We start from the raw sequence: 23,808 nt of genomic DNA on the forward strand, positions 1-23,808 counted from the left end.
GGCTGCATTAAGAGCGCGTGCTAGAATTTGTGGTTCCATCACACGCGCAGGTAACTGGTGAACGCCGGTCAGCGTTGGCAACAGCGAAAGTCAGTCTTGAATACTACGGTCTTGAATACTACGATTTTGAATACTCCTGAATCGACGCAGAACATCCCATCCAGGCTGGTGATCGCTTCGCGCGAGAGCCGCCTCGCCATGTGGCAGGCCGAGCACGTACGCGCGCGCTTGACATTATTATATCCGCAGTGCAGCGTCGAAATCCTCGGCATGACGACGCGTGGCGACCAGATTCTCGACCGCACGCTGTCGAAGGTGGGCGGCAAGGGCCTGTTCGTCAAGGAGCTCGAGGTGGCGATGGCAGAAGGCCGCGCCGACCTGGCCGTGCACTCGCTGAAAGACGTGCCGATGGAGCTGCCGGACGGCTTCGCGCTGGCCGCCGTGCTCGAGCGCGAAGACCCGCGCGACGCGTTCGTGTCGAACGACTACGCGTCGCTGGACGAGCTGCCCGCCGGCGCCATCGTCGGCACCAGCAGCCTGCGCCGCCAGGCGCTGATCGCGGCGCGCTACCCGCACCTCGTCATCAAGCCGCTGCGCGGCAACCTGGACACCCGTCTCGGCAAGCTCGATCGCGGCGATTACGCGGCGATCATCCTGGCCGCCGCCGGCCTGAAGCGCCTCGGCCTGCCGCAGCGCATCCGCGCGCTGCTGGACCCGGAGTCCAGCCTGCCGGCAGCGGGGCAGGGCGCGATGGCGATCGAGATCGCCGAGCGCGACGACGGCGTCGACCTGGTGGCGCTGCTGGCGCCGCTGAACCACGTGCCGACGGCGCAGGCCGTGACGGCCGAGCGCCGCGTGTCGAAGGTGTTCGGCGGCAGCTGCCAGGTGCCGCTGGCCGCCCATGCCGTGATCGATGACGGCCTGATGCACCTGCGTGCGATGGTCGCCACGCCGGATGGCAAGCGCGTCGCCAGCGCCGACGTGCACGGCCCGGCCACCGATGCGGAACAGCTGGGCGACCAGGTCGCCGACAAGCTGCGCGCGCAGGACGCCGTCGCGATCCTCGCCTCCTGCCTGGCCGAGGCGGACGGGCATCCCGCCCCCTGATGCCGGGCGCAGTCGTCATCACCCGCCCGCGCGCGCAGGCGCTGCCGCTGGCCGAGCGCGTCGCCGCGCTGGGCCGGCAGGCCGAGGTACTGCCGCTGCTCGATATTTCCCCGTTGCCCGATCCCGGGCCGCTGCGCGCCGCACTGGCGCGGCTGGCCGACTTCGCGCTGGTCGCGTTCGTGTCGCCGAACGCGATCGACGCGGCGTTCGCGCACCTCCCCCAACGGCATCCGCGGTGGCCGGCCGGCGTCACGCTGGCCGTGCTGGGAGAGGGCAGCCGCGCCGCGCTGGCCGCGCACGGCATCACGCCCGACACGGTCGACATCGTCAGCCCGCGCGACGCGGAGCACAGCGATTCCGAACACCTGCTGCAAACGCTGGACCTTGCCCGCCTGCGGGGCCGCGAAGTGCTGATCGTGCGCGGCGAATCGGGCCGCGAACTGATGGCCGACGGCTTCCGTGCCGCCGGTGCCACGGTGACGACGGTGGCCGGCTACCGTCGTGCCGTGCCGGCGCTGACGCCCGCACTGGCGCAACGGCTGCGCGCCTTGCTGGCCGCGCCGAACGACTGGGTGATCACCAGCTCGGAAGCGCTGCGCGGCCTCATTGAACTGCTGAAGGAACTCGACGGTGCGGAAGGTGTGGACGTTGTGGCAAGGATGCAACAACAGCACCTGATCGTGCCGCACGCTCGGATCGCCGAAACGGCGCGCGAACTGGGCCTGTCCAGAGTGACACTGACAGGATCCGGCGACGAGCGCCTGCTCGCCGCGTTACAATCACGACCATGAACGAATTGCCTACTTTATCCGACCCGGCCGCTGAACCGAGCAAAACCCCGGGTGCCGCGGCCCCCGCGGGCCAGCCGCCGGCCGGCGCCGCGATGCCGCCCGCTCCCGCCAACCCGCCGCCCGCCGGCCCTTCCACGCGCACGCTGACGATCGCCGTCGTCGTGCTGGGCATCCTGCTGGCCGCGCAAGCCGTCAACACGCACACGCAGATGCGCAAGCTGCGCACCGAGATGGCGATGCGGCTGCAGAAGGGCGACGCGGTGAACACCGAGACGAACCAGATCGCCAAGTCCGTGCAGGAAGCCACCAAGGAACTGCAGGTCAAGGTGGGCGTGCTGGAAGGCCGGCAGCAGGAAGCACAGGCGCAGCAGTTGGCGCTCGAGCAGATGTACAACGACATGTCGCGCAACCGCGACGAGTGGGCGTTGGCCGAGATCGAACAGGTGCTGTCCACCGCGAGCCAGCAGTTGCAGCTGGCCGGTAACGTGTCCGGCGCGCTGATCGCGCTGCAGAACGCGGACCGCAGCCTGTCGCGTTCGGACAAGCCGCAATTCATCACGATCCGCCGCGCCATCGCGCGCGATACCGAGAAGTTGAAGGCGCTGCCGAGCGTCGACCTGGTGGGCCTGGCGGTCCGCCTCGACAACGTGATCGCGCAGGTCGATGCGCTGCCGATGCTGTCGGACGCGCAGCCTGCCATGCCCGCCGCGCCGGAGCGCAAGGCCAACGGCCGGCACAAGGCCAGCAAGGCGCCGCAGATGGAACCGGTGGTGCCGCAGGATACGTGGGTCACCCGCCTGCAGGGCGCCTGGAACGGCTGGAGCAGCGAGATGTGGACGGATGTGCGCCAACTGATCCGCGTGCGCAGTGTCGAGAACCCGGATTCCCTGATGCTGGCGCCGGAGCACGCGTACTTCGTGCGCGAGAACCTGAAGCTGCGCCTGCTGAACGCACGCATGGCGCTGCTGTCGCGTAACGAGGCGGCGTTCCGTGCCGACCTGCTGGCGGCGCAGGAAACGCTGGCGCGCCACTTCGACACGCGGGCCCGCCAGACGCAGACGGTGCAGACCCTGCTGCGCCAGGTGCAGGGCAGCAATCTCGCGATCGAGATGCCGACCCTGGTGGACAGCCTGAACGCCGTGCGCAACTACAAGGCGAAACCCTGACATGCGCATCTTCCTCTGGTTACTCGCGCTGATGGCCGCGGCCATCGGCATCGCCGTGACGGCCCGCTACAACCCGGGCAACGTCGTGCTGTTCTATCCGCCGTACCGGGTCGACCTGTCGCTGAACTTCTTCGTCGTGGCGCAGGTGCTGCTGTTCGTGCTGCTGTATGCCGTGGTGCGCGCCGTGCGCGCAACGATGCGCATGCCGGCCCGGGTGGCCGAATACCGCCAGCGCAAGCGCGAACGGGATGGCAACAAGGGCTTGCGCGATGCGCTGAAGGCGCTGTTCGAAGGCCGCTTCGGCCATGCCGAGAAGGCCGCGCTGCGCGCCGCCGAGCTGCCGGAAAACGCCGGCGTGGCCGCGCTGATCGGCGCCCGCGCCGCGCACCGGATGCGCCAGACGGCGCGCCGCGACCAGTGGCTGGCGCGCATCGCCGACGATAACGCGATGAAGACGGCGCGGCTGATGACGATGACGGAACTGCTCGTCGACGACCACCAGCCGGAAGCGGCGCTGGCCGCCGTGCGCGAGCTGAACGCCAGCGGCACGCGCCACATCCATGCGCTGCAATGGTCGCTGAAGGCCGAGCAGCAGGCCAAGAACTGGCCGGAAGTGCTGCGTCTCGTGCGTTCGCTGGACAAGCACCGGGCGCTGCACCCGGCGCTGTCGGCGCGGCTGCGCGAGCTGGCTTACGAAGACCTGCTGTCGGACCGGGCGCACGACGCCGAGTCGATCATGCGCGTGTGGTCGACGGTGCCGAGCACGGACCGCACCAAGCCGTTCGTCGCGTGCCGCGCCGCCACGGCGCTGAATGCCCGCGGCCTGCACGACGAGGCCCGCATCGTGGCCGAGGAAGCGCTGAAGGCGAACTGGGACGAGCGCATCGTGCGCGCCTACCGCGAAGCGGCCGCACCGGCCGGCTCGGCCGCGCTGCTGGCGCAGATCGAGCATTGCGAGGCATGGATGCTGGAGCGCCCGACGGATGCCGAGCTGGCGCTGACGCTGGGGTCGCTGTGCCTGAAGCAGAAGCTGTGGGGCAAGGCGCAGCGCTACCTGGAACAGGCGCTGTCCGATGCGACGGACCCGGCGATGGTGCGCGAGGCGCACCTGAAACTGGCCCAGCTGCACGAAGCGCTGCAGCAGCCGGAAGAGGCGGCCAGCCATTACCGGCAGTGCGCGCTGGCCACCATCCTGTAACGCCGCGACGGCCCCGGGCGGGCCGTCCCATCTACATCATGCCGCCCGTGCGCGGCGTTTCACCATTCCCACGCAAGCGAGGCCGGCCAGCAGCATTGCCCACGTGCCGGGTTCCGGTACCGGCGACAGCAGCAGTTGGCGCGACTCGCGCACGTCGTTCACGTCGCGGTAGAGCGAGACCAGCACCTGGCCGTTGTCATTGATGTCGTAGACTTGGCCAAAATTCCAGCCGGCATACCCCTGCGCGGCAACGAGATCGTTCAGCACGATGGTTTCGCCGTTGGCGTAGACGAAGTACTGCGTCGGCGTGGCGTCGAAGGAGTTGAACGCGTAGCCCAGCAGCATGCCCGAATTGTTCAGGTCGATCGTCTGGCTGTAGCTCTTGCCGGCCACCGTAATGTCGGTGAACACGCCATCCTTGTACAGGAACGCGGTCTCGTTGCCATTGGCCAGCAAGCGGCTGCCGGCCACCACGTTCGCATCGTTGATTTTCGTGGCCGTGACCTGGCCGTCGAAGTTCGTGAGCTTGCCGTCCGCGTACATGAAGGAATGCGTATTGAGCAAGTCGTGGCCGACGACCGCGCCGTGGTTGTTGATGCCATCGGCGACCGTGTCTTCGTTGGCAGGGCCGATCGCGGTGACCTTGCCGTCCTTGAAGATGGCGGCGCGGGTGTACGAGGATTCGTCCGGCGCGGAGCCCACGGCGATGCCGTGGTCGTTCACATCGGTGACGCGGGTCGGCAATCCCTCGCGGAACGCGGGCATCGGCGTGATCGTGCCGTCGAGGCCACGCCGCTTGCTGTAGATGTATTCCTTGCCGAAGACGTCGTACGTGAGTCCCTGGTAGTAGACGGTGCCGTCATTGGCCAGGGCCGACGGCGCGATCTGGAACAGCGAATCGTCCAGGTAGCTCACGCTGCCGGAGCGCAGCCGCAGCTCGACCGACCGGCTCCACGTGGTCCCGCCGACGCCAGCCAGCTCGCCGCCGTTGTTCACGTGCAGCCAGGTGTAGCCTTCGCCATACCGGGCGGTCAGGTTGTCGATCGAATAGTTCGTGGCCGAAGCCTGGCTCGCGATGAGGAGTGCGGCGGCTGCCAAGGTGAGTTTGACTTGCATGGGCTTCCTTTCTCGATGGGTTGAAGGAAGCGGTAGCGTAACGGAAAAACAACAAAAATGTTAATATTTCGTTACTACTTGTGTGCTAGTTACTCGTCGTTTGCGCCATGGCTTGAGCCGGGACAAAATGCCAGCCGGCCGCAACGTGCCGAACGATGTCATCTAAATGTTGACACGCTGTTCGGGCGAACAGCGTGTCCAGTAACACCGGAAACGGCACCACGTTGGTGCCGTCCACGTCCTGCCTTACGCCGCGCGTGCGCGGCGCTTCAACATGCCCACGCAACCCAGGCCGGCGAGCAGCATCGCCCACGTGCCGGGTTCAGGTACCGGAAGCGCCGCGGTCGACAGCAGCAGCTCACGCGCCTCGCCGGTCGCATTGTTCAGTGCGTGCACGATGAGCTGGTCATTGTCGTTGAGGCCGATTGCACCGTCGATGCTCCAGCCGGCATACCCTTCGGCGGCGAGGATGTCCTTCAGCAGGATCGTCTCGCCCTGGAAGTACAGGAAGTAATCGTACGCTTCGAAGCCATTGCTGGCCGTGCCCAGCACCATGCCCGAGTTGTTCAGGTCGAGCACGTGCGTGTCGCGCTTGCCGTCCACCGAAATATAGGTCGTGGCACCGTTTTCGTAGAGGAAAGCCCGCGTGTAGGCGTGCGGCATCGGGCCGCTGTTATCGAAGATTTTCTCGCCCGCCACCACGTTGGCGTCGTTGATGTGCTTGGCCGTAGAGTCGGCGCCGCCAAAGGTCGTCAGCTGGCCGTTGCTGTAGATGAACGCTTCGTTGACGTAGTTGCCGATCTGGTAGGCGCCGACGATCGTGCCGTTGTTATTGATACCGTAAGCGCTCGATTCGCCGCGTGCCGTGCCGAGATCGATCGCGTTGCCGCCCTGGTAGACGACGGCGCGGTAGTACCCCAGGTTGTTCATGGCGCTGCCGACCGCGATGCCGCTGTCGTTGACGGCCGAGACGTTACCGCTGGGGTACGGCGAGTTCGCCAAGCCGTGCACCGGGGTCAACGTGCCGTCGGGTGCGCGCCGCCACGACTGGCTTTCGAACTCCGGCGTTTGCCGGATGATGTAGGCGCTGCCGTCGTTACCGAGCACGCCCGGATAGTTCGCGTTGAAGTCTTCGCCGGGGCTCAACGTCACGCTGCCGCTGCGCAGGCGCAGCTCTACCCCACGGTCCGCGTTCATGCCGATCAGCTCGCCCGCGTTATTGATCGACGCCCACGTGATCCCTTCGCCATACCGGGCAGTGAGATTGTCGATCGAAAAGTCGCGCGCGGCGGCTTGCCCGGCGATGAGGAACGCGGCTGCCGCCGCCATGGTGAGTTTAAGGTGCATGATCTTTCTTACTGGTCTGTTTAAGGAGGCGGTAGCGTAACTGAAATACAATGAAAACGTTAGTATTTCGTTACTACTTGTTTGCTAGTGATTAATTGCGCGTAATCGAGGAACAATAACGGGCGGAATCGCTGCTGCGTCGCACAAGCCTCTTGCAGTTCGCTATAATTGCGCGGTTTAATCATTGTCAAAGCTGTATTACCGAGGAAAATCATGAGTCTGAACAAAGTGCCAGCCGGCCGCGACGTGCCGAACGACTTCAACGTCATCATCGAGATCCCGATGAACGCCGACCCGATCAAGTACGAAGTGGACAAGGAGTCCGGCGCGATCTTCGTCGACCGCTTCATGGGCACCGCGATGCACTACCCGTGCAACTACGGCTACGTGCCGAACACGCTGTCCGCCGACGGCGACCCGGTGGACGTGCTGGTGATCACGCCGTTCCCGCTGATCCCTGGCGTCGTCGTGCGCTGCCGCGCGATCGGCGTGCTGAAGATGACGGACGAAGCGGGCCAGGATGCCAAGGTGCTGGCCGTGCCGGTCGATAAGGTGCTGCCGATCTACAAGCACTGGCAGAAGCCGGAAGACCTGCAGGACCTGCGTCTGCAGCAGATCCAGCACTTCTTCGAGCACTACAAGGACCTGGAGCCGGGCAAGTGGGTCAAGGTCGACGGCTGGGAAGGCCCGGAATCGGCCAAGCAGGAAATCGTCTCGGGCGTCGAGGCGTACAACAAGGCGAACGCCTAAGGGGTACACCCGAGGCGCAAGCCCGCCGGCGCGAGGCGCCGGCGACTCCGGCGCGGCGGCTCGACGAGCGGCCGCGCGGATGCGACCAGCAACCGGGGTCGTGCTGTCATCGAGGTAGCGATCAACGCATAAAAGGTCCTGAGATGAAACTGGTCAGCAATTTTCAAAAGCGCCTCACCGATTACTCGCGCACCGACTCGATCGGGTCGCGCTTCCGCACGAAGCGGGCCGCCGCGCTGGTGCGGCTGATCGAAGAGGAGGCCGCGCGGTCGGGGCAGGTCCGGATCATCGACCTGGGCGGCGAGCGCAACTACTGGAACATCATCCCGGCCGACTTCCTGCGCCGGCACCGGGTGCACATCACCCTCGTCAACAAAGCGAAGCACGCGACGCCGCCGGACGACGAACTGTTCGCCTTCATCGACGGCGATGCGTGCAACCTGGCGTCCCTCGACTCGATGTCGTTCGGTATCGTGCATTCGAACTCCGTCATCGAACACGTGGGGGACTGGCAGCGCATGGTGGCCTTCGCCGGCGAGGTGCGCCGGCTCGCGCCCCATTACTTCGTGCAGACACCGCATTTCTGGTTCCCGCTGGAGCCGCACTTCATGGCGCCGTTCTTCCACTGGCTGCCGGAAACCGTGCGGGCATCGCTGCTGATGCGCTTCGAGCTGGGCACGTGGCCGCGCGCCACGTCCGCTTCCGAAGCGATGGCATGGGTGCAGACGGCGCGCCTGCTGGACCGCAAGCTCTTCACCGCGTTGTTCTGCGACGCGAACGTGACGACCGAGCGCCTGCTCGGCTTGCCCAAGTCGCTGATCGCCGTGAAGTAGGGGCCACGGCGCCCCCCACTTGTAAAGCCGTGTAAAACCCGGCAAAAGACGTGCGGCAAAGCCCTGCCGCGTGATCCGCTTCGCTACAGTGCGCGTACTCGAACAACCATGGAGTACGCATGCACTTTTCCAGCCGCGCGGCAGCCGTCGCCACGTCGTTATCGTTCCTGCTGTCCGCCTGCGGCAGCGATTCCTCCCCGGGCCCCCTGATCGTCGCGCAGCCGGCATCGGCGGCGATTGTCACGGGCTCGAACAATGTGCTGTCCGTGGTCGCCAGCGGCAACGGCCTGACCTACCAGTGGTACCTGAACGGCAGCGCGATCGACGGCGCCACCGCGTCCACCTACACGGCCACGGATGCGGGCACGTACTACGTCGTCGTGACGGCGTCCGACGGCTCGATCACCAGCGCGAACGCGGTGATCACCGTGACGAGCGCGCCCGTGATCACCGCGCAGCCCGCATCCGCAACGATCCTGACGGGCACGAGCCAGACCCTCTCCGTCGAGGCCGACGGCGCGGCGCTGGCGTATCAGTGGTACCGCGACGGCACCGCGATCGATGGCGCCACGCACCCCACCTATGCCGCATCGACCGCAGGCAGCTACACGGCCGTCGTCAGCAACGCGGCCGGTTCGGCCACCAGTGCCGCCGCCGTCATCGCCGTGTCGTCGTCGGTGACGGCACCGGTGATCACGACCCAGCCGATCGCGCAACGCGTCAATGCCGGCACCAGCGTGACCTTCTCGGCTGCCGCCACCGGCGCGAGCCTGGCGTTCCAGTGGTATCGCAACGATACGGCGATCCCCGGCGCGACCGCGAGCACCTACACGATCGCCGCGGCCAGCGCGAACAGCGTGGGCACGTACAAGGTCGTCGCCACGAACACGGCCGGCAGCACGGCCAGCACGGAAGTGGGTCTGGCCGTCAACGTCATCAGCGCGGGCGCCAACACGGCGGCAGTCGTCAACGCGGCCAACGCGTTCCTGGCCACGCTGTCGGCGGACCAGAAGACGGTGGCGACGGATGCCACGTCGTCGTCCACCGTGCTGTTCGAGTACGCGCTCGCCAACGCCAACCAGTGGACCAACCTGCCGGGCAGCCGGCACGGCCTGCGCCTGAACACGTCCACGTTGACGGCCGCGCAACTGGCCGCCGCCGGCACGGTGATCTCGAAGGCGCTCAGCGCCACCGGCATCCGGCTGTTTGAGGAACTGCGTGCGGCTGACCAGGTGCTGGCTACCGCGCAAGGCACCGGCGGCGGCATGCCCGGCGGCACCGGCACGCCGCCCACCGACGGCACCGGTGTGCCGCCCACCGACGGTACGGGTACGCCGCCCACCGGCACGTTCCCAGGCACCGGCACGGGCACGGGCACAGGAACAGGAACTCCGGGCGGGCAGGGCACCGGCGGCATGGCGGCGATGGGCTACGGCAGCGACCTGTACTCGATCGCATTCGTCGGCACGCCGTCCACGTCGGCGCCATGGATCCTGCAGGTGATCGGCCACCACCTGGCCTACAACATCACCTACAACGCCGGCAAGGTCAGCGCCACGCCGGCCTTCGTCGGCGTCGAGCCGCCCAACTGGACGGTCGCGGCCGACGGCACCGTCACCGTGACGAACGACGGCACTGCCGCGGGCACCGCCCATGCGCCGATGGAGAAGCAGCGCGCCGCGACCTATAACCTGGCCGAGGCGATCCAGGGCGACGCCACGACGGCGGCCGCGGCACGCCTCTCGGGCACGTTCACGGACGTGATCATGGGCGCATCCGGCAACAGCGACGGCAACTTCAAGTCGCTGGTCTACCCGACGTCGAACCGCGGCCTGCAGTACACCGCGATGAACGCCGCGCAGAAGGGCTATGTGCGGGCCGCCATCGAAGCTTGGGTGAACACGCAGGCGCACGACGTGGCCGCGACCCTGCTGGGCGAATACCTGTCCGACGATGCGCTGGCGCAGACGTACGTCGCCTATGCCGTCGGCCAGAACGGCAGCAAGGCGGACTTCTCGGCCTACCCGAACGCGAAGGCGGTGCCGCTCGATGCGCAGCACTCGTACCTCCGCATCGACGGGCCGCGCGTGTGGATCGAGTTCGTCGTCCAGCAGGGTGTCCTGTACGGCACCAACGTCCACTACCACACGATCTGGCGCGACAAGACGGCCGATTACGGCGGCAGCTTCTGACATGGTTCGTCGTTTCATTGGCATGCTGCTGGCGTTCGTCCTGATGTGCTGGGGCGTGGCGCAAGCGCATCCGTCGCCGCAGTCCGAAGTGCTGCTGGAAGGGCATGCCGACCGCGTGCGGGCTGTCGTCACGCTGCCGCTGGACGAGCTGGCGCTGGCCCTGAAGCGCCAGCTCGTCGAACTGCCGTCCGGCCGCGTGCTGGTGGACGACGCCACGCTGGCGGCCTACCTGACGGCGCACATCCGCCCGGTGGCGCCAGACGGGCGGGCATGGCTCGTCAAGGTCGACAACGTGCGCTGGCTGCAGTACCAGCGGCCGGCGGACGTCGTCGCCGTGGTCACGCTGCGCCCGCCGGCCGGCGCGCCGCTGGACCGCTTCACGCTGGGCTTCGATGCGATCGCGCACGAGGTGCAGAGCCACCTGACCCTGGTGTCGCTGCGGCCCGATCCGGACGCGCCGGCGCGCATGCTGGGCGTGCTGCGCTTCGGCCAGCGCAGCATCGACGTGCGCGGCGCCGACCCGCGCTGGTGGGCCGGCATGCCGGAGCTGTTCAAGCTGGGCATGACGCATATCGCCGAAGGCACGGATCACCTGCTGTTCCTGCTGACGCTGTTGCTGCCGGCGGCAGCGGTGGCGCGGGCAGGGCGCTGGGAGCGCGCCGGCGACATCCGCCTGCTGGCGCTCAACCTGCTGCGCATCGTGACGGCATTCACGCTGGGTCATTCGCTGACATTGATGCTCGGTGCGGTCGGCGCAGTGGGGGTGCCGGAGCGCCCGGTCGAAGTGGCGATCGCCGCGTCGATCCTCGTCAGCGCGCTGCACGCCTGGCGGCCGTTGTTCCCGCGCCGCGAGGGCTGGATCGCCGCCGGCTTCGGCCTTGTGCACGGGTTGGCGTTCGCCTCGGCGATCCGCGAACTGGAGCTGTCGGGCGGCCGGCTCGCGGCCGGCGTCCTCGCGTTCAATCTCGGCATCGAGACCGTGCAGGTGCTGCTCGTGGGGCTGGTGGCGCCGCTGCTGGTGCTGGCGGCGCGCTCGTCGTATGGCGATGTCGCGCGCCGGGGAGGCGCGCTGGTGGCGGGGGCGATGGCGGTGGTGTGGATTACGCAGCGGGTTTGATGCCGGCCTGCCGCGCGGCGGACAACGCCGCCTTGCGCATGAACCGAATCAGCAGGCGCGGCCCCGTGTACACGATGACGCCGTCGCGCTTGCCGATGGTGACCTCGCTCTCCGTCCATCGCAGCCAGGACGGCAGCTTCTGCCGGAACTGCTTGTCCTGGCCCGCGCCCCTCACCGCCACGTAATTCCATTCGTCCAGCACGGCGGCGGCCGCCGCCTGTTCCGGCAAGGCGGTCGCGCTTACCGAGAACCGTGCCTTCCCGACAAACAACAGCGACGGCGTTCCGCCCACCAGCGCTGCTGGCAGCGTGCCAAGTATCAGCCGGTGGTCTCCAAACAGCCAGATCAGCAGCCACACGGTTCCGATCACGCCTGCCATCGCCACTGCCCACGACAGCAGCTGCGTCCATGACTGGAACAGGATCAGGTAACGCCAGTAGGGATCGGGCAGGGTGATCTGCGAGACGCGGTTGGTCGAATCGCTGTGCATCTGGGCCTCCTTGGGAATGGGAAAGAGCTGTCGCGTAGCGAAACGATGGTACGTGCCGGAACTGGCAGCACGGTGAGCGAAGTCAACAAGTCCGCCGGTACGACGCCGGCAGACGGTCTCCCAACACTTTCAGCATAAGCCCATGCACCCGGGCTAAATAATCTTATGCAAATTCATTCGTGGTGCGTTTTATAACCCATCCATATGATGAAGCCTCTTCTATGCGTAAATCGCATCTAACGAAGATGAGTATCGCGGTGCTGCCACCCGCAGCAACCGCTGACCTGACCACAACCCACCTTACCGAACACGCGCCCGCCGCGGGGCAGGGCGCCGCTTTGCCCGAATCATTTGAACGAGAAAGGGAGTATCTTGAATCAGCACACGACCCGCCAGCAGCCTGCCGCGCTTGCCCTGGCCCTGCTTGCAGCCTGCGCCGGCCCCGCGCTTGCCGCCGGCGACAATGCGCTTGTCGCGGCGATCGCCGGCGCGCCCGCCACCGCGGCACCCGCGCCCGACGCTGCCGACGCCGCGGAGCCCGCGCCTCAGGCCGAGGTGGCGGCCAGCGCGGAGCCCATCGTCGGCGCGTTGCAGACGGTGCTCGTAACGACGCGCCGCCGCGTCGAGAGCGCGCAAAGCGTGCCGACGCCGATGACGGTGCTGGGTGACGACGCGCTGGAAGGCAGCCGTATCTACCGCGTGCAGGACCTGCAGCAACTGCTGCCCAGTACCACCGTCAACTACGTCCATGCGCGGCAGCTGAGCTTTGCCGTGCGGGGCCTCGGCAACAATCCCGCCAGCGATGGACTGGAAGGCAGCGTCGGCATCTATCTCGACAATGTCTACCTGGCGCGGCCCGGCATGGCGGCATTCGATGCGCTGGACGTGCAGCAGCTGGAACTGCTGCGCGGGCCGCAGGGCACGCTGTTCGGCAAGAACACGACGGCCGGGGTGCTGAACATCGCCACGAAGAAGCCCACGTTCACGCCGGAGCGCAGCGCGGAACTGTCGGGCGGGCGGTTCGGCTACGCGCAGGGCAAGCTGGTGCTGTCCGGCCCCATCACCGAGACGCTGGCGGGGCGCCTGTCCGCCTACAAGACGCATGACGACGGCTACATCACCAACCTGTACAACGGCGACAAGGTGCAGGGCGGCGACCGCCAGGGCGTGCGCGGCCAGCTGTTGTACGAGCCGGGCCGCGAGTTCAGCCTGCGCGTGATCGCCGACTACAACGAGGAGCAGTCGAACAACGGCACGCTGGTCTTCTACAGCGCGGGTCCCAGCGGCCGCGCGATCGCGCAGGCGCAGCTGGTGGGCGCGACGCCCGTGCTGGACCCGCGCCAGCGCGCCGTCAACCTGGACTCCGGCTCGAGCGTGACGGTGCATCAGGGCGGCGTGTCGGTCGAGGCCAACTGGACGTTCGCGGATGACGCGAAGCTGACCGCGATCAGCGCATGGCGCCGCTGGAACTTCGTGCCGCACAACGACGATGGCCTGCCGGTGCCCGTCACGCTGAACGTGGGCGCCTCCGCGAACCACAAGCAGTTCACGCAGGAGCTGCGTTGGGCCACGCCGTCTGGCCGCGCCTTCGAATCCGTCATCGGCGCGTATTACTACTACCAGGAGCTGGCGAACGACTCGTTCACGGTGAACGGCCCGCTGGCGGACGTCTACAACGGCAACCCGGCCGGCGCGTGGGCCAACATCGTCAGCAGCGCGCCAGGGCAGCTGCGGGTGAACAGCTACGCGCTGTTCGGCCAGTCGACGTGGCACGCCACCGACAAGCTGGACCTGACGGCCGGCGTGCGCGTCAGCTACGAGGACAAGTGGGCGCGCGTCGTGCGGTACGCGCCGACGGGTGGCGCGGCCGTCAGCGGAGCGGCGCTGGCCGCGCGCAATGCCCGCTACGGCGCCTTCGAATCGGGCAACCTGGGCTTGACGCAGGACAGTCCGACGGCGCTGCTGTCGGCCGGCTACAAGGCCAGTAGCGAAGTGCTGTGGTACGCCAGCCTGTCGCATGGCGAGAAGTCGGGCGGCATCAACCTCGCGGTGCCGGGCGCCGGCGGCGTTGCGTCGATGCTGGTCGGGACGGAACGGGCCAATGCGCTGGAACTGGGCGTGAAGAGCACGCTGCTGGACAACCGCCTGCAGCTGAACGGCAACCTGTTCGCGACGATCGTGCACGGCTACCAGAGCAATGCGTACGACCCGATCAGCCGCAGCTCCTATCTGACCAACGCGGGCGACGTGCGCACGCGCGGCATCGAGGTCGAGGCGGTGGCCACGCCGGTGCGTGGGCTCACGCTGCGGGCGAACGGCTCGTTCAACGATGCCAGCTATCTGTCGTACTCGAATGCGCCATGCCCGCCGGAGCGCAGCGGCACGTTCTGCGACCTGTCCGGGCGCAACGCGCTCGTCAACGCGCCGCGCTGGATCGCCAACCTCGGCGTGCAGTACGCGCGCGCCGTCGCCGCCGGGCTGCAGGTCTATGCGAACGCCAACTACGCGTACCGCGGCGCGACGTACGGCACGCTCGACGCGTCCGAGTACTCGAAGATCCCGGCCTACAGCGTCAGCAACGTGTCGTTCGGCGTGCGCAGCACGCGCGGCGCGGCGTGGGACGTGTCGCTGTGGTTGAAGAACGCGTTCGACAAGCATTACTACACCAGCATGTGGAACAGCGGCTTCGGTTCCTACAACGCCGTCATCGGCACCCCACGCACCGCCGGCATCACCGGCCGGTATGAATTCTGACGAGGAGATCACATGAGCAAAGACCGTAACATCGACCGCAAGCGGCGCGCCGTCGTCAAGGGCTTGTCCACGCTGGCCGTGCTGCCCGCCGCCGCACTGGCGAGGACGGGAACGGCCGGCGCCAGGCCGAACATCCTGTTCATCCTGGCCGACGACCTGGGCTGGGCGGACCTGTCCGTGTATGGCAATACCGACTTCCGCACGCCGAACCTGGACCGGCTGGCGGCGCAGGGCGTGCGCCTGACGCAGGCCTACTCGAATTCCGCCGTGTGCTCGGCCACGCGCTTCGGGCTGATCACGGGCCGCTACCAGTACCGGCTCCGCGGCGGGCTGGAAGAGCCGATCGCCGGCGCGTCCGACACGATCGGCCTGCCGCCCGATCATCCCACCTTGCCTTCGCTGCTGAAGGCGGCCGGCTACCGCACCGCGCTGTTCGGCAAATGGCACCTGGGGTCCTTGCCGAACTTCGGCCCGTTAAAGAGCGGCTACGAGACGTTCTACGGCAACTACGGCGGCGCGATCGACTACTTCACGCACAAGCCGGGCGTCGGCGACAACGTCAAGGAAGACCTCTACGAAGGCGAGGTGCCGGTGCACGAGGTGGGCTATTACACGGACCTGCTGGGCGACCGCGCCGCCGCCTACATCAGGCGCCAGACGAAGGACCAGCCGTTCCTGCTGTCGCTGCACTACACGGCGCCACACTGGCCGTGGGAAGGCCCGGGGGACGAAGCCGTGTCGAAGGAGGTGACGAACATCTTCCACTACGACGGCGGCGACCTGAAGACGTACGCGAAGATGGTGACGGCGCTGGACGCGTCGATCGGGCGGGTGCTGAAGGCGCTCGAGCAGAAGGGGCTGGCGGAGAACACGATCGTCGTGTTCTCCAGCGATAACGGCGGCGAGCGTTTCTCGAAGACGTGGCCGTTCGCGGGCCAGAAGACGGAGCTGCTCGAAGGCGGCATCCGCGTGCCCGCCATCGTGCGCTGGCCGGCCAGGATCAAAGCGGGGCAGGTCAGCGAGCAGGTGGCCATCAGCATGGACTGGCTGCCCACGTTGCTGGCCGCCGCCGGCACCGAGCCCGCGGCATCGCACCCGCCCGATGGCCGCAATCTGCTGCCGGTACTGGTGGGCGACGAGAAGCTCGTCGAGCGCACCCTGTTCTGGCGCTACAAGGCCAATGCGCAGCGTGCGGTGCGTTCCGGCGACTGGAAGTACCTGAAGCTGAACGGCAACGAGTTCCTGTTCGACCTGTCGAAGGACCAGCGCGAGCGCGCCAATCTGGCCGCGAAGTTTCCCGACAAGTTCGCTGACCTGAAGCTGCAATGGGAGCAGTGGAACGGCGAGATGCTGCCGATCACGCCGGACGTGCGCACGCACGGCGTGAACGGCAAGGTGCAGGCCGATAAGTACGCGCCGGAAGGGACGGACTGAACCCCGCAGTGATGGCACCGCCGAGCCCGTGTCCCAATGGGGTCTGACCCCATGTCCCAATGGGGTCTGACCCCAGAAGGACACGAGGTCAGCGGTAGCCGGGCGCGTCAGCGCTCCGCCTGCGCCGTCGGGCGGGTGTGTGTCGTGTACGGCACCGGCAGCCAGTCGTACGCCTTGCCATCCTTGCGCACATAGCCGATGCCGGGGAACGGCGTGTGCGCGGCGGCGACCAGGTAGCCGCGCGATGCCGCATCGGCGAACGCCGCCTTGCGCTGGCGCTCCGCGGCCGGCGAATCCACGTCGAAGCGGATCGTGACCTCGGGTGCGGCGAACTGCACGTCCTTCACGTGCAACAGGTCGCCCCAGAAGCGCAGCTCGTGGCCGCCGCTTCGCAACGCATATACGGTGTGGCCGGGCGTGTGGCCGGTGGCTGGCCGGGTCCAGATGCCGGGCAACAGCTCGCTCTCGCCGTCGAACGTCTTCACCTTGCCGGCCGCCAGGTACGGCGCGAACTGTTGTGCCGCCTGGTCGAAGCCGGGGCGCTGGTTCTCGGCCGCTTTCGGCTTGTTGGCGGCGTTCAGCCAGAAGTCGGCGTCGTGCCGGTTCACGTACACCGTCGCGTTCGGGAACAGCATCTTGCCGTCCTGCGCCAGGCCGCCGGAATGGTCGCCGTGGATGTGCGTGATCAGCACCGCGTCGATGTCATCGGCGCGGTAGCCGGCCGCCCGCATCGGGTCCGAACAGGCTGCCGGCGCCCGTATCGACCAGCACGAGGTGCGTGCCCGTATTGACGAGGAAGGCGTTGATCGACGTTTCGACGTTCGGTGTCAAGTGGCTGTGCGTCAGGAGCGGGTTGACGCGCGCCGGCGTCGTATTGGTCAGCAGCTGGTCGAGCGGGATCGTCACCGTGCCGTCCGACACGGCCGTGACTTCCGCCGCGCCGATCGCGAAGCGGTAATAGCCGGGGGCCTGGGTGCCCGCCAGCGGCGCGGCCGCATGGACGGTCGCGGCGGCGAGCAGGCCGGCCAGCAGTGTGGATAGTGGTTTCTTCATGTTGTTCTCCGGTTCGTATGCCACGCGGTTGCGTGGCGACGGGACACATGATGTATGCTGCCGCCATATCATTCAAATCGATTGGCGTAATGGTGCATATCAGTGAGCGTGATTTCCGTGGCGTCGACCTGAACCTGCTCGTCACGTTCCTCGTGCTGATGCGCGAGCGCAGTGTGTCGAAGGCGGCGCAGAAGCTGTTCGTCGGCCAGCCCGCGGCGAGCGCCGCACTGGCGCGGCTGCGCGAGCTGTTCGACGACCAGCTGCTGGTGCGCACGCCGGCCGGCATGGTGCCGACGCCGCGCGCGCTGGCGCTCGAGGCGGAACTGGCGCCGCTGCTGGAGCGGATGCAGGCCGCGCTGTTCGCGCCGGCCGCGTTCGACCCGGCCGCTGCCGAGCACACGCTGACGATCGGCATGCCCGACTGGGCCGAGTTGTGGCTGATGCCCGGCCTGTTCGAGCGCGTGCGCGCCGATGCGCCGGGCGTGCGCCTGGCGGTGCAGGCCTGCGATCCGTTTTCCGCCAGCGGCATGCTGGAACGGGGCGAGATCGACGCCTATGTGGGCGCACTGACGGGCGGGCCGGGCTGGCAGCGCGGCCGCCGCCTGCGGACGATGACGTTCCGCTGCCTGTACAACCCGGCGCTGCTGGGCATCGGGAGCCGCCGCGCGCTGACCGCGGAACAGTATGCGGCCCACCCGCACGTGCTGGTCAGCTACCGCGGCGCATTCGAGAGCGCGGCGGACGAGCGGCTGGCCGCGCTGGGCCTCACCCGCCACGTGCGCTTCGTCACGCCGCGCTTCGCGACGGTGCCCGAGCTGGTCCGCCGCAGCCCAGTGATCGGCACCGTGCCGGACGTGCTGGCGCGGCAGTGGGACGGCGGCCCGGACCTGACATCGAGCCCGGTGCCGTTCGACCTGCCAGGCTTCATCGCGACAGCGCACTGGCACGCGCGCCGCGACCGCGATCCGGCCCTTGGCTGGCTGCTCGACCTGATCCGCGAGTTGACGCGCAAGTGATTCATGGCAGACTGTTGCGATCTCAACCTCGTGGAGACGCTGCAATGTTGAAAGCCTTGATCGCCGCCGCGCCCCTGCTCGCAGCTCTGCTGGCAAGCCTGCCGGCAGCTGCCGCCGATGTGCCGACGCATCCCGAACTGCGCGATGAACTGCTGCGCATGCGTGTGGAAGACCAGCGCGTGCGCACCGCGCCCGCGCCTGACCCGGCCGAATGGACGCGGATCGACGCGGCCAACCTGCGGCGCTTGAAGGAGATTGTGGCGCGCCACGGCTGGCCGACGGCGTCGATGGTCGGTGGCGACGGCGCCAGTGCCGCATGGCTGCTGGCCCAGCATGCGGACCGGGACCCGGCGTTCCAGCGCGAGGTGCTGAGCCACATCGAGAAGCTGATGCCGACCGGGGAAGCGGGACGCAAGGACTACGCCTACCTGTACGACCGCGTTCACACGCCGCAGCGCTACGGCACGCAAGGCACGTGCGTCGACGCGACGCGCTGGGCGCCGCGCGAGATCGAAGACCCGGCCAACGTCGACCGGCGCCGCGCCGATGTGGGGCTGCCACCGATGGCGGAGTACGTGAAGATCATCGCGCCCCATTGCGCCGAGATGGCGCCGGCGGTGACGCAGGCGGTCAAGCTGCCGCCGATCGACCCGGCGGCGATCGAGAAGGCGGCGGTCGATGCGCAGCGTGCCGCCGGTGCGCGCGGTCTCGCCCTTGCCGTGATCGACGCCGGCCAGCCCGTGCTGGTACGCACCTGGGGCGAGCGCAATGCCAAGGGCGACAAGCTCGATACGTCGACGGTGATGTACGGCGCTTCGCTGACGAAGACCGTGTTCGCGTACACGGCGATGCAGCTGGTGGACGAGGGCAAGCTGTTGCTGGACCAGCCGATCGCCGCGTACCTGCCGCAGCCGCTGCCGCGGTACGGCAACCTGCCGGCCTACGGCCACTGGGGCGACCTGGCCGGCGACGAGCGCTGGCGCCGCATCACGCCGCGGATGGTGTTGACGCATGCGACGGGCTTCGCGAACTTCGCGTTCGACGAGCCGGACGGCAAGCTGCGCATCCACTTCGAGCCGGGCAGCCGGTACGCGTACTCCGGCGAAGGGATCATCTTGCTGCAGTTCGCGCTGGAGAAGGGGCTGGGCCTGAACGTGGGCGCGGAGATGCAGCGCCGCGTGTTCGACCGCTTCGGCATGAAGGACACGGCGATGATGTGGCGGCCCGCGTTCGCCGCGAACCTGGCGGACGGCTGGACGATCGACGGCAAGATCGAACCGCACGACGAGCGCAGCCGCGTGCGCGCGGCCGGGTCGATGGATACGACGATCGCCGATATGGCCCGCTTTGCCGCAGGGCTGGTGCGCGGCGAAGGCCTCAGCCCGGCCGCGTACGCCGAAATGCTCAAGCCCCAGCTGCCGATCCGCACCCGTTCGCAGTTCCCGACCTTGCAGGACGAGGCGCCGGCGAACGAGCACGTGCCGAACCTCGCGGCCGGACTGGGCGTCGTCACGTTCGCCGGGCCGCAGGGGCCGGGCTTCTTCAAGGGCGGCCACAACGAGTCGACGGGGAACATGCTCGTGTGCCTGGCGGTGATGAGGCGCTGCGTGGTGCTGCTGTCGAACGACGTACGCGCCGAAGCCGCGTTTCCCGCGATCGTGCGGGCCGCGCTGGGCGAGACGGGCATGCCGTGGCAGTGGGAGTACGGCAAGCGCTGAAGCCGGCGCGCGCGCATGCGCGGCACGCCCGAGTCTAACGCGACCATAACGGATGCGCGCGGGCCGCGCAATCGCTTGTTGCTCGGTTCATACTCTTTTGCGCATATCAGTCAACTCGCTGACCATTTGCAAGTTGCCCGTTCAATCGGGCGCTCGCGGCTCCTAGAATTCCCCGGGCAGGGCAACCGCCTGGACAAGAACATGGAGACCCGAGAGCATGGCATCGAACCACACGCTGCACCATCGTATCCGTCCCACCGTCGTCGCCGCCGCTGTCGCCGCAGCCCTGATGCTGCTGGCGGCCGGCGGGGCCGCTGCGCAACAGGCCGGCGCGGCCGACAACCCTCACGTCGTCGTTGTCTCGGGCACGCGCCAGTCGGTCGCGTCGGCGATCGACCGCAAGAAGAACGCCGCCACCGTCGTCGATTCGATCGTCGCGGAGGACATCGGCGAATTCCCGGACAAGAACGTGGGCGAGGCGCTGTCGCGCGTGACGGGTGTGCAGCTGTCGCGCGACTTCGGCGAAGGCTCGCAGGTCAATATCCGCGGCGTCGAGGCGAACCTGAACCGCATCGAGATCAATGGCCTGTCCGTGCTATCGACGAACGGCACGGCGGGGCGCGGCGCCGAATTGCGCGAGCTGCCGGCGGAGCTGATCAAGTCGATCGACGTGTTCAAGGGCGTCACGGCGGACCAGACGGAGGGCGGCATCGGCGGCACCGTCAGCATCAAGACGAACATGCCGCTGGACTTCAAGACGCGCACGATCGTCACGAAGCTGGAGGCCGAGCGCGGCACCAACCGCGGCGGCGTGCAGCCGCGCGGCAGCCTGCTGCTGGCCGATAAATTCCTGAACGGCCGCCTGGGCCTGATGGCGAACCTCGTCTACGACAAGGTCTATACGCAGAACGACTACGTCCGCAACAGCAACTGGCGCTACTTCCGCGACTGGGACCAGTCGCCCGAGAAGACCAACACGAGCCTGAACCCGGCTGCCGCCGCGGTGTCGACGCAATCCGGCTGCGCGGCGCTGGCGGGCGCGGACAAGACGGCGTGCGAGCGCCAGTGGTACGACTATTCGCCGGGCGTGCCCCGCTACGGCATCTGGACGCGCGACCACAAGCGCTCGTCGGCGGAGCTGACGGCCCAGTACAAGATCAACAACGGCTTCGACGTCTGGGCGCGCTACAACAAGAACAACCAGGACCAGATGCTGAACGACCGTAACTACACGACGGACTTCGGCTCGATCAAGCGCTTCTCGACGTCGGGCGTCGCGCCCGTGTACGGCGCGAACGGCCAGGCGACGAATACGCCGTCGTGCGCCGAACCGGCAACGGGTGTCACGCCGGCCGGCATGTCGTTCGTGAACCACGTGATGACGGAGTTCGCGGCGGGCAGCTGCCAGAACGTGGCGGGCGAGGGCGCGTCGTACAACTTCGACACGGCGGCGCGCGACTTCGCCTTGAAGATCAAGTCGAACTACAAGTCCGCCGGCTTCAACTGGAAGAACAGCCAGTGGTCCGCCGAGGGCCTGGTGGCGAAGACGGATTCGTACTACGAGCTGCACACGAACTTGATCTCGATGGCAGCCAACATCCCCGGCCTGAAGGTGGCGCTGGACGACCAGGGCCTGCCGAAGTTCACGTTCCCCGCGAACTACGATCCGGCCGACAGCCGCACCTACACGCGCATCGCCTCGCAGTACCAGCCTTCGTTCACGGACAACACGGAAGACCAGGTCAAGCTGGACCTGAAGTACCGGCCGAACCTGCCGTTCCTGAAGTCGATCTGGTTCGGCGGGCAGGGGCGCAAGTCCACGTCCGAGCAGTACCGCTGGACGGGTTACCTGATCACCGGCGACCCGAACACGACGGCCGATGACATCGTCGTGCGCAGCCCGGAAGTGCGGCACGAGATCATCTACGACCCGCTGAACACGACGGGCGTGTTGCGCAACAACGGCGCGCTGGTCGCCGGCTCCGGCCTCACCGCCAACAACACGACGCGCTACGTGACGGCGGGCGAGATGGCGTCGCTGGTCGATACGATCCGCACCAACACGCCGGGCACGTTCCTGAACGGCTACGGCGGGCTGTCCGGCTATCCGAACGGCTGGATGGCGCCCAGCTTCGCCAACTCCGCGCAGTACTTCGACCTGTCGCGCTACAACCACGACCTGCTGCGCGAATCGATCGGCAGCGACGGCAAGCGCTACCCGATGCCGCCGCAGTTCGCCGTCGAGGAACGCATCCGCGCGTTCTACGTGCGGGCCGACTTCGCGCAGGAGCTGTTCGGCGTGGAGTGGGACGGCAACGTGGGCGTGCGCTATGCGGGCACGCGCACCCGCGCGACGGGCCTGCGCTCGTACCGCAGCTACTCGCTGAACGCGAGCAGCGGGGCACGCGTGGAAAACGTGCTGGCGAACGACATCGTCACGTTCGAGAACAAGTACAGCGACGTGCTGCCGAGCTTTAACCTGGCCGGCTGGCTCGTGCCGGACAAGCTGGTGGCCCGTATCGGCTGGGGCAAGGTGATGTCGCGGCCGTTCATCGACAAGCTGACGCCGAACGTCAGCTGCATCCGCAACTCGGGCCAGTCGCAATTCGGCGGCGACGGCAGCGCCGACGACTGCACGGCCGGCAATCCGGACCTGCAGCCGTTCCGCGCCACCAACAAGGACTTCAGCGTCGAATGGTATCCGTCGCGCGACTCGCAGCTGTCGCTGGCGTTCTTCCGCAAGGACATCCGCAGCTACATCCAGAACGACGTGATCCTGCCGAACGTCGACGTGTTCGGCAACGGCGAGCGGTGGGACGTGAAGACGTCGATCAACAGCCAGGGCGCGACGACGAAGGGCTGGGAGCTGGCCGGCCGCACCGCGCTGACGTGGCTGCCGGGCGCGTTCGGCGGCCTGGGGCTCGACGCGAACTACACGCGCATGAGCTACGACTACGCGGCCGGCAACGAGCTGCTGAACCCATTGGACAACACGGTGCTGCCGTATCCGGGGATGTCGCGCAACAGCTACAACGTGGGCGTGTGGTACGACCTGGGCAAGTGGAACGCGCGCCTCGCGTACAACTACCGCGACGGCTACTACACGGGCAACGTCGACGCCAACGCACAGCTTCCCGTGTACGCGGAGAAGACGGGCTACCTGGATGCGAAGATCCAGTATCGCGTGACGGACAACCTGACCATCTCCGCCGAGGGCAAGAACCTGACGGACGAAGGGCAGTTCCTGAACTCGGGATCGACGTCGCGGCGCAACGAGCTGGCGTGGTCGGGACGGCGGTACTTCGTCGGGGCGACGTACAAGTTCTGACGCTAGATGTAGCACGTGGGCCGGCGGCGCGCGCATTCACCCCAAGTGCAAAACCTGGGGTCAGACCCGCCGGGTGTATGGTCGGGGGACATAGGTAACACATGTCGGGAGACATGGGTTACACATTGAAGCCGTATCTTACGATGGATTCTGGAGGTCTATCTGCCGGACTTTGTGCTTGCAGAAATAGACCTCCAGGACGCCGTCGGTACCGGTTGGGCGGATCGCCACCAGTTCGGCATACAAGCCTTCCCCGACGAAGTAGGATTGATTGCGGTACGAGATGTAGCCTAGCTTGCTCACCTTCCGCACTTGGTCATCTGGAAGGTACTCGATAGGGGGCAATACCGATGGAAAAGATCGCCCACTGCACCGGTATCGGCTGATTGGTGGTTGCT

At 67.4% G+C, this 23,808-nt stretch carries 18 protein-coding genes and 1 pseudogene; 13 read left to right on the forward strand and 6 right to left on the reverse strand.

What is annotated here, in order from left to right; translation table 11 throughout:
* Positions 1-126: 126 nt before the first annotated feature.
* Genes hemC through IP92_RS22270 form a run of 4 tightly spaced genes read left to right on the forward strand, consistent with a single transcriptional unit; the run spans position 127 to position 4,262 of the window.
* Positions 127-1,107, forward strand: coding sequence for a hydroxymethylbilane synthase (gene hemC / locus IP92_RS22255; RefSeq protein ID WP_260071549.1), 981 nt, complete (start codon positions 127-129; stop codon positions 1,105-1,107).
* Positions 1,107-1,898 carry a uroporphyrinogen-III synthase gene (locus tag IP92_RS22260; protein WP_145879245.1) on the forward strand — a complete coding sequence of 264 codons (792 nt, stop codon included), beginning with the start codon at positions 1,107-1,109 and terminating at the stop codon, positions 1,896-1,898. The genes hemC and IP92_RS22260 overlap by 1 nt, the downstream gene beginning before the upstream one ends.
* Positions 1,895-3,064: a uroporphyrinogen-III C-methyltransferase gene (locus IP92_RS22265; protein WP_145879247.1), complete on the forward strand. Its 1,170-nt coding sequence runs from the start codon at positions 1,895-1,897 to the stop codon at positions 3,062-3,064. Before IP92_RS22260 ends, IP92_RS22265 begins: the two co-directional genes overlap by 4 nt.
* Position 3,065: 1 nt before the next feature.
* Positions 3,066-4,262: a heme biosynthesis protein HemY gene (locus IP92_RS22270; protein WP_145879249.1), complete on the forward strand. Its 1,197-nt coding sequence runs from the start codon at positions 3,066-3,068 to the stop codon at positions 4,260-4,262.
* Positions 4,263-4,298: 36 nt separating this feature from the next.
* Here the strand turns inward: IP92_RS22270 and IP92_RS22275 are convergent, their stop codons facing one another.
* A complete protein-coding gene (locus IP92_RS22275) occupies positions 4,299-5,378 on the reverse strand; it encodes a PEP-CTERM sorting domain-containing protein (protein ID WP_145879251.1) in 1,080 nt (359 codons plus the stop codon).
* A gap of 246 nt (positions 5,379-5,624) precedes the next feature.
* Positions 5,625-6,725, reverse strand: coding sequence for a PEPxxWA-CTERM sorting domain-containing protein (locus IP92_RS30280; protein WP_199271832.1), 1,101 nt, complete (start codon positions 6,723-6,725; stop codon positions 5,625-5,627).
* Between the two features lie 213 nt (positions 6,726-6,938).
* On the opposite strand from IP92_RS30280, the gene ppa reads away from it, so the two are divergent.
* The 4 genes from ppa (at position 6,939) to IP92_RS22300 (ending at position 11,617) form a co-directional block, all read left to right on the forward strand.
* Complete coding sequence (ppa, locus tag IP92_RS22285) at positions 6,939-7,475, forward strand: inorganic diphosphatase (RefSeq protein WP_145879254.1); 537 nt, start codon at positions 6,939-6,941, stop codon at positions 7,473-7,475.
* Positions 7,476-7,618: 143 nt separating this feature from the next.
* Positions 7,619-8,308, forward strand: coding sequence for a class I SAM-dependent methyltransferase (locus IP92_RS22290; RefSeq protein WP_145879256.1), 690 nt, complete (start codon positions 7,619-7,621; stop codon positions 8,306-8,308).
* 119 nt (positions 8,309-8,427) lie between these two features.
* Positions 8,428-10,500, forward strand: a complete 2,073-nt coding sequence (locus tag IP92_RS22295; protein WP_145879259.1) for a DUF3500 domain-containing protein — start codon at positions 8,428-8,430, stop codon at positions 10,498-10,500.
* 1 nt (position 10,501) lies between these two features.
* Positions 10,502-11,617 carry a HupE/UreJ family protein gene (locus IP92_RS22300; RefSeq protein ID WP_145879261.1) on the forward strand — a complete coding sequence of 372 codons (1,116 nt, stop codon included), beginning with the start codon at positions 10,502-10,504 and terminating at the stop codon, positions 11,615-11,617.
* On the opposite strand, the gene IP92_RS22305 is transcribed toward IP92_RS22300, so the two are convergent.
* A complete protein-coding gene (locus tag IP92_RS22305) occupies positions 11,601-12,107 on the reverse strand; it encodes a hypothetical protein (RefSeq protein ID WP_145879263.1) in 507 nt (168 codons plus the stop codon). The genes IP92_RS22300 and IP92_RS22305 overlap by 17 nt on opposite strands.
* A gap of 372 nt (positions 12,108-12,479) precedes the next feature.
* Between IP92_RS22305 and IP92_RS22310 the strand changes: the two genes are divergently transcribed.
* Both IP92_RS22310 and IP92_RS22315 read left to right on the forward strand, forming a co-directional pair.
* A complete protein-coding gene (locus tag IP92_RS22310; protein ID WP_229418915.1) occupies positions 12,480-14,861 on the forward strand; it encodes a TonB-dependent receptor in 2,382 nt (793 codons plus the stop codon).
* Between the two features lie 12 nt (positions 14,862-14,873).
* Positions 14,874-16,295, forward strand: a complete 1,422-nt coding sequence (locus IP92_RS22315; protein ID WP_145879267.1) for a sulfatase family protein — start codon at positions 14,874-14,876, stop codon at positions 16,293-16,295.
* 107 nt (positions 16,296-16,402) lie between these two features.
* On the opposite strand, the gene IP92_RS22320 is transcribed toward IP92_RS22315, so the two are convergent.
* On the reverse strand, positions 16,403-17,026 hold the full coding sequence (locus tag IP92_RS22320) for an MBL fold metallo-hydrolase (RefSeq protein ID WP_229418916.1): 624 nt from the start codon (positions 17,024-17,026) through the stop codon (positions 16,403-16,405).
* The gene (locus IP92_RS30580) at positions 16,998-17,348 is read right to left on the reverse strand and encodes an MBL fold metallo-hydrolase (RefSeq protein WP_229418917.1); all 351 of its coding nucleotides are present in this window, start codon (positions 17,346-17,348) and stop codon (positions 16,998-17,000) included. Before IP92_RS30580 ends, IP92_RS22320 begins: the two co-directional genes overlap by 29 nt.
* Before the next feature lie 89 nt (positions 17,349-17,437).
* Here IP92_RS30580 and IP92_RS22325 point away from each other — a divergent pair, with 89 nt between their 5' ends.
* From IP92_RS22325 to IP92_RS22335, 3 genes are all read left to right on the forward strand, one after another.
* Complete coding sequence (locus IP92_RS22325; protein ID WP_145879269.1) at positions 17,438-18,364, forward strand: LysR family transcriptional regulator; 927 nt, start codon at positions 17,438-17,440, stop codon at positions 18,362-18,364.
* Positions 18,365-18,408: 44 nt separating this feature from the next.
* Positions 18,409-20,082: a serine hydrolase domain-containing protein gene (locus tag IP92_RS22330; protein ID WP_229418918.1), complete on the forward strand. Its 1,674-nt coding sequence runs from the start codon at positions 18,409-18,411 to the stop codon at positions 20,080-20,082.
* A 217-nt stretch (positions 20,083-20,299) separates the two neighbouring features.
* The gene (locus IP92_RS22335) at positions 20,300-23,410 is read left to right on the forward strand and encodes a TonB-dependent receptor (RefSeq protein ID WP_145879271.1); all 3,111 of its coding nucleotides are present in this window, start codon (positions 20,300-20,302) and stop codon (positions 23,408-23,410) included.
* A gap of 138 nt (positions 23,411-23,548) precedes the next feature.
* Here the strand turns inward: IP92_RS22335 and IP92_RS30330 are convergent.
* A pseudogene (locus IP92_RS30330) lies at positions 23,549-23,808 on the reverse strand (IS481 family transposase); the annotation flags it as partial.

Origin of the sequence: Pseudoduganella flava (assembly GCF_007830495.1) — a bacterium.
In the GTDB taxonomy this organism is placed as follows: Bacteria; Pseudomonadota; Gammaproteobacteria; order Burkholderiales; family Burkholderiaceae_D; genus Rugamonas; species Rugamonas flava.

Excerpts from the sequence above, each read along its gene's own strand:
- IP92_RS22260 (WP_145879245.1), top strand. The coding sequence starts at position 1,107 with ATGCCGGGCGCAGTCGTCATCACCCGCCCGCGCGCGCAGGCGCTGCCG.
- IP92_RS22265 (WP_145879247.1), top strand. The coding sequence starts at position 1,895 with ATGAACGAATTGCCTACTTTATCCGACCCGGCCGCTGAACCGAGCAAA.
- IP92_RS22270 (WP_145879249.1), top strand. The coding sequence starts at position 3,066 with ATGCGCATCTTCCTCTGGTTACTCGCGCTGATGGCCGCGGCCATCGGC.
- IP92_RS22275 (WP_145879251.1), bottom strand. The coding sequence starts at position 5,378 with ATGCAAGTCAAACTCACCTTGGCAGCCGCCGCACTCCTCATCGCGAGC.
- IP92_RS30280 (WP_199271832.1), bottom strand. The coding sequence starts at position 6,725 with ATGCACCTTAAACTCACCATGGCGGCGGCAGCCGCGTTCCTCATCGCC.
- ppa (WP_145879254.1), top strand. The coding sequence starts at position 6,939 with ATGAGTCTGAACAAAGTGCCAGCCGGCCGCGACGTGCCGAACGACTTC.
- IP92_RS22290 (WP_145879256.1), top strand. The coding sequence starts at position 7,619 with ATGAAACTGGTCAGCAATTTTCAAAAGCGCCTCACCGATTACTCGCGC.
- IP92_RS22295 (WP_145879259.1), top strand. The coding sequence starts at position 8,428 with ATGCACTTTTCCAGCCGCGCGGCAGCCGTCGCCACGTCGTTATCGTTC.
- IP92_RS22300 (WP_145879261.1), top strand. The coding sequence starts at position 10,502 with ATGGTTCGTCGTTTCATTGGCATGCTGCTGGCGTTCGTCCTGATGTGC.
- IP92_RS22305 (WP_145879263.1), bottom strand. The coding sequence starts at position 12,107 with ATGCACAGCGATTCGACCAACCGCGTCTCGCAGATCACCCTGCCCGAT.
- IP92_RS22315 (WP_145879267.1), top strand. The coding sequence starts at position 14,874 with ATGAGCAAAGACCGTAACATCGACCGCAAGCGGCGCGCCGTCGTCAAG.
- IP92_RS22320 (WP_229418916.1), bottom strand. The coding sequence starts at position 17,026 with ATGCGGGCGGCCGGCTACCGCGCCGATGACATCGACGCGGTGCTGATC.
- IP92_RS30580 (WP_229418917.1), bottom strand. The coding sequence starts at position 17,348 with ATGAAGAAACCACTATCCACACTGCTGGCCGGCCTGCTCGCCGCCGCG.
- IP92_RS22325 (WP_145879269.1), top strand. The coding sequence starts at position 17,438 with ATGGTGCATATCAGTGAGCGTGATTTCCGTGGCGTCGACCTGAACCTG.
- IP92_RS22330 (WP_229418918.1), top strand. The coding sequence starts at position 18,409 with ATGTTGAAAGCCTTGATCGCCGCCGCGCCCCTGCTCGCAGCTCTGCTG.
- IP92_RS22335 (WP_145879271.1), top strand. The coding sequence starts at position 20,300 with ATGGCATCGAACCACACGCTGCACCATCGTATCCGTCCCACCGTCGTC.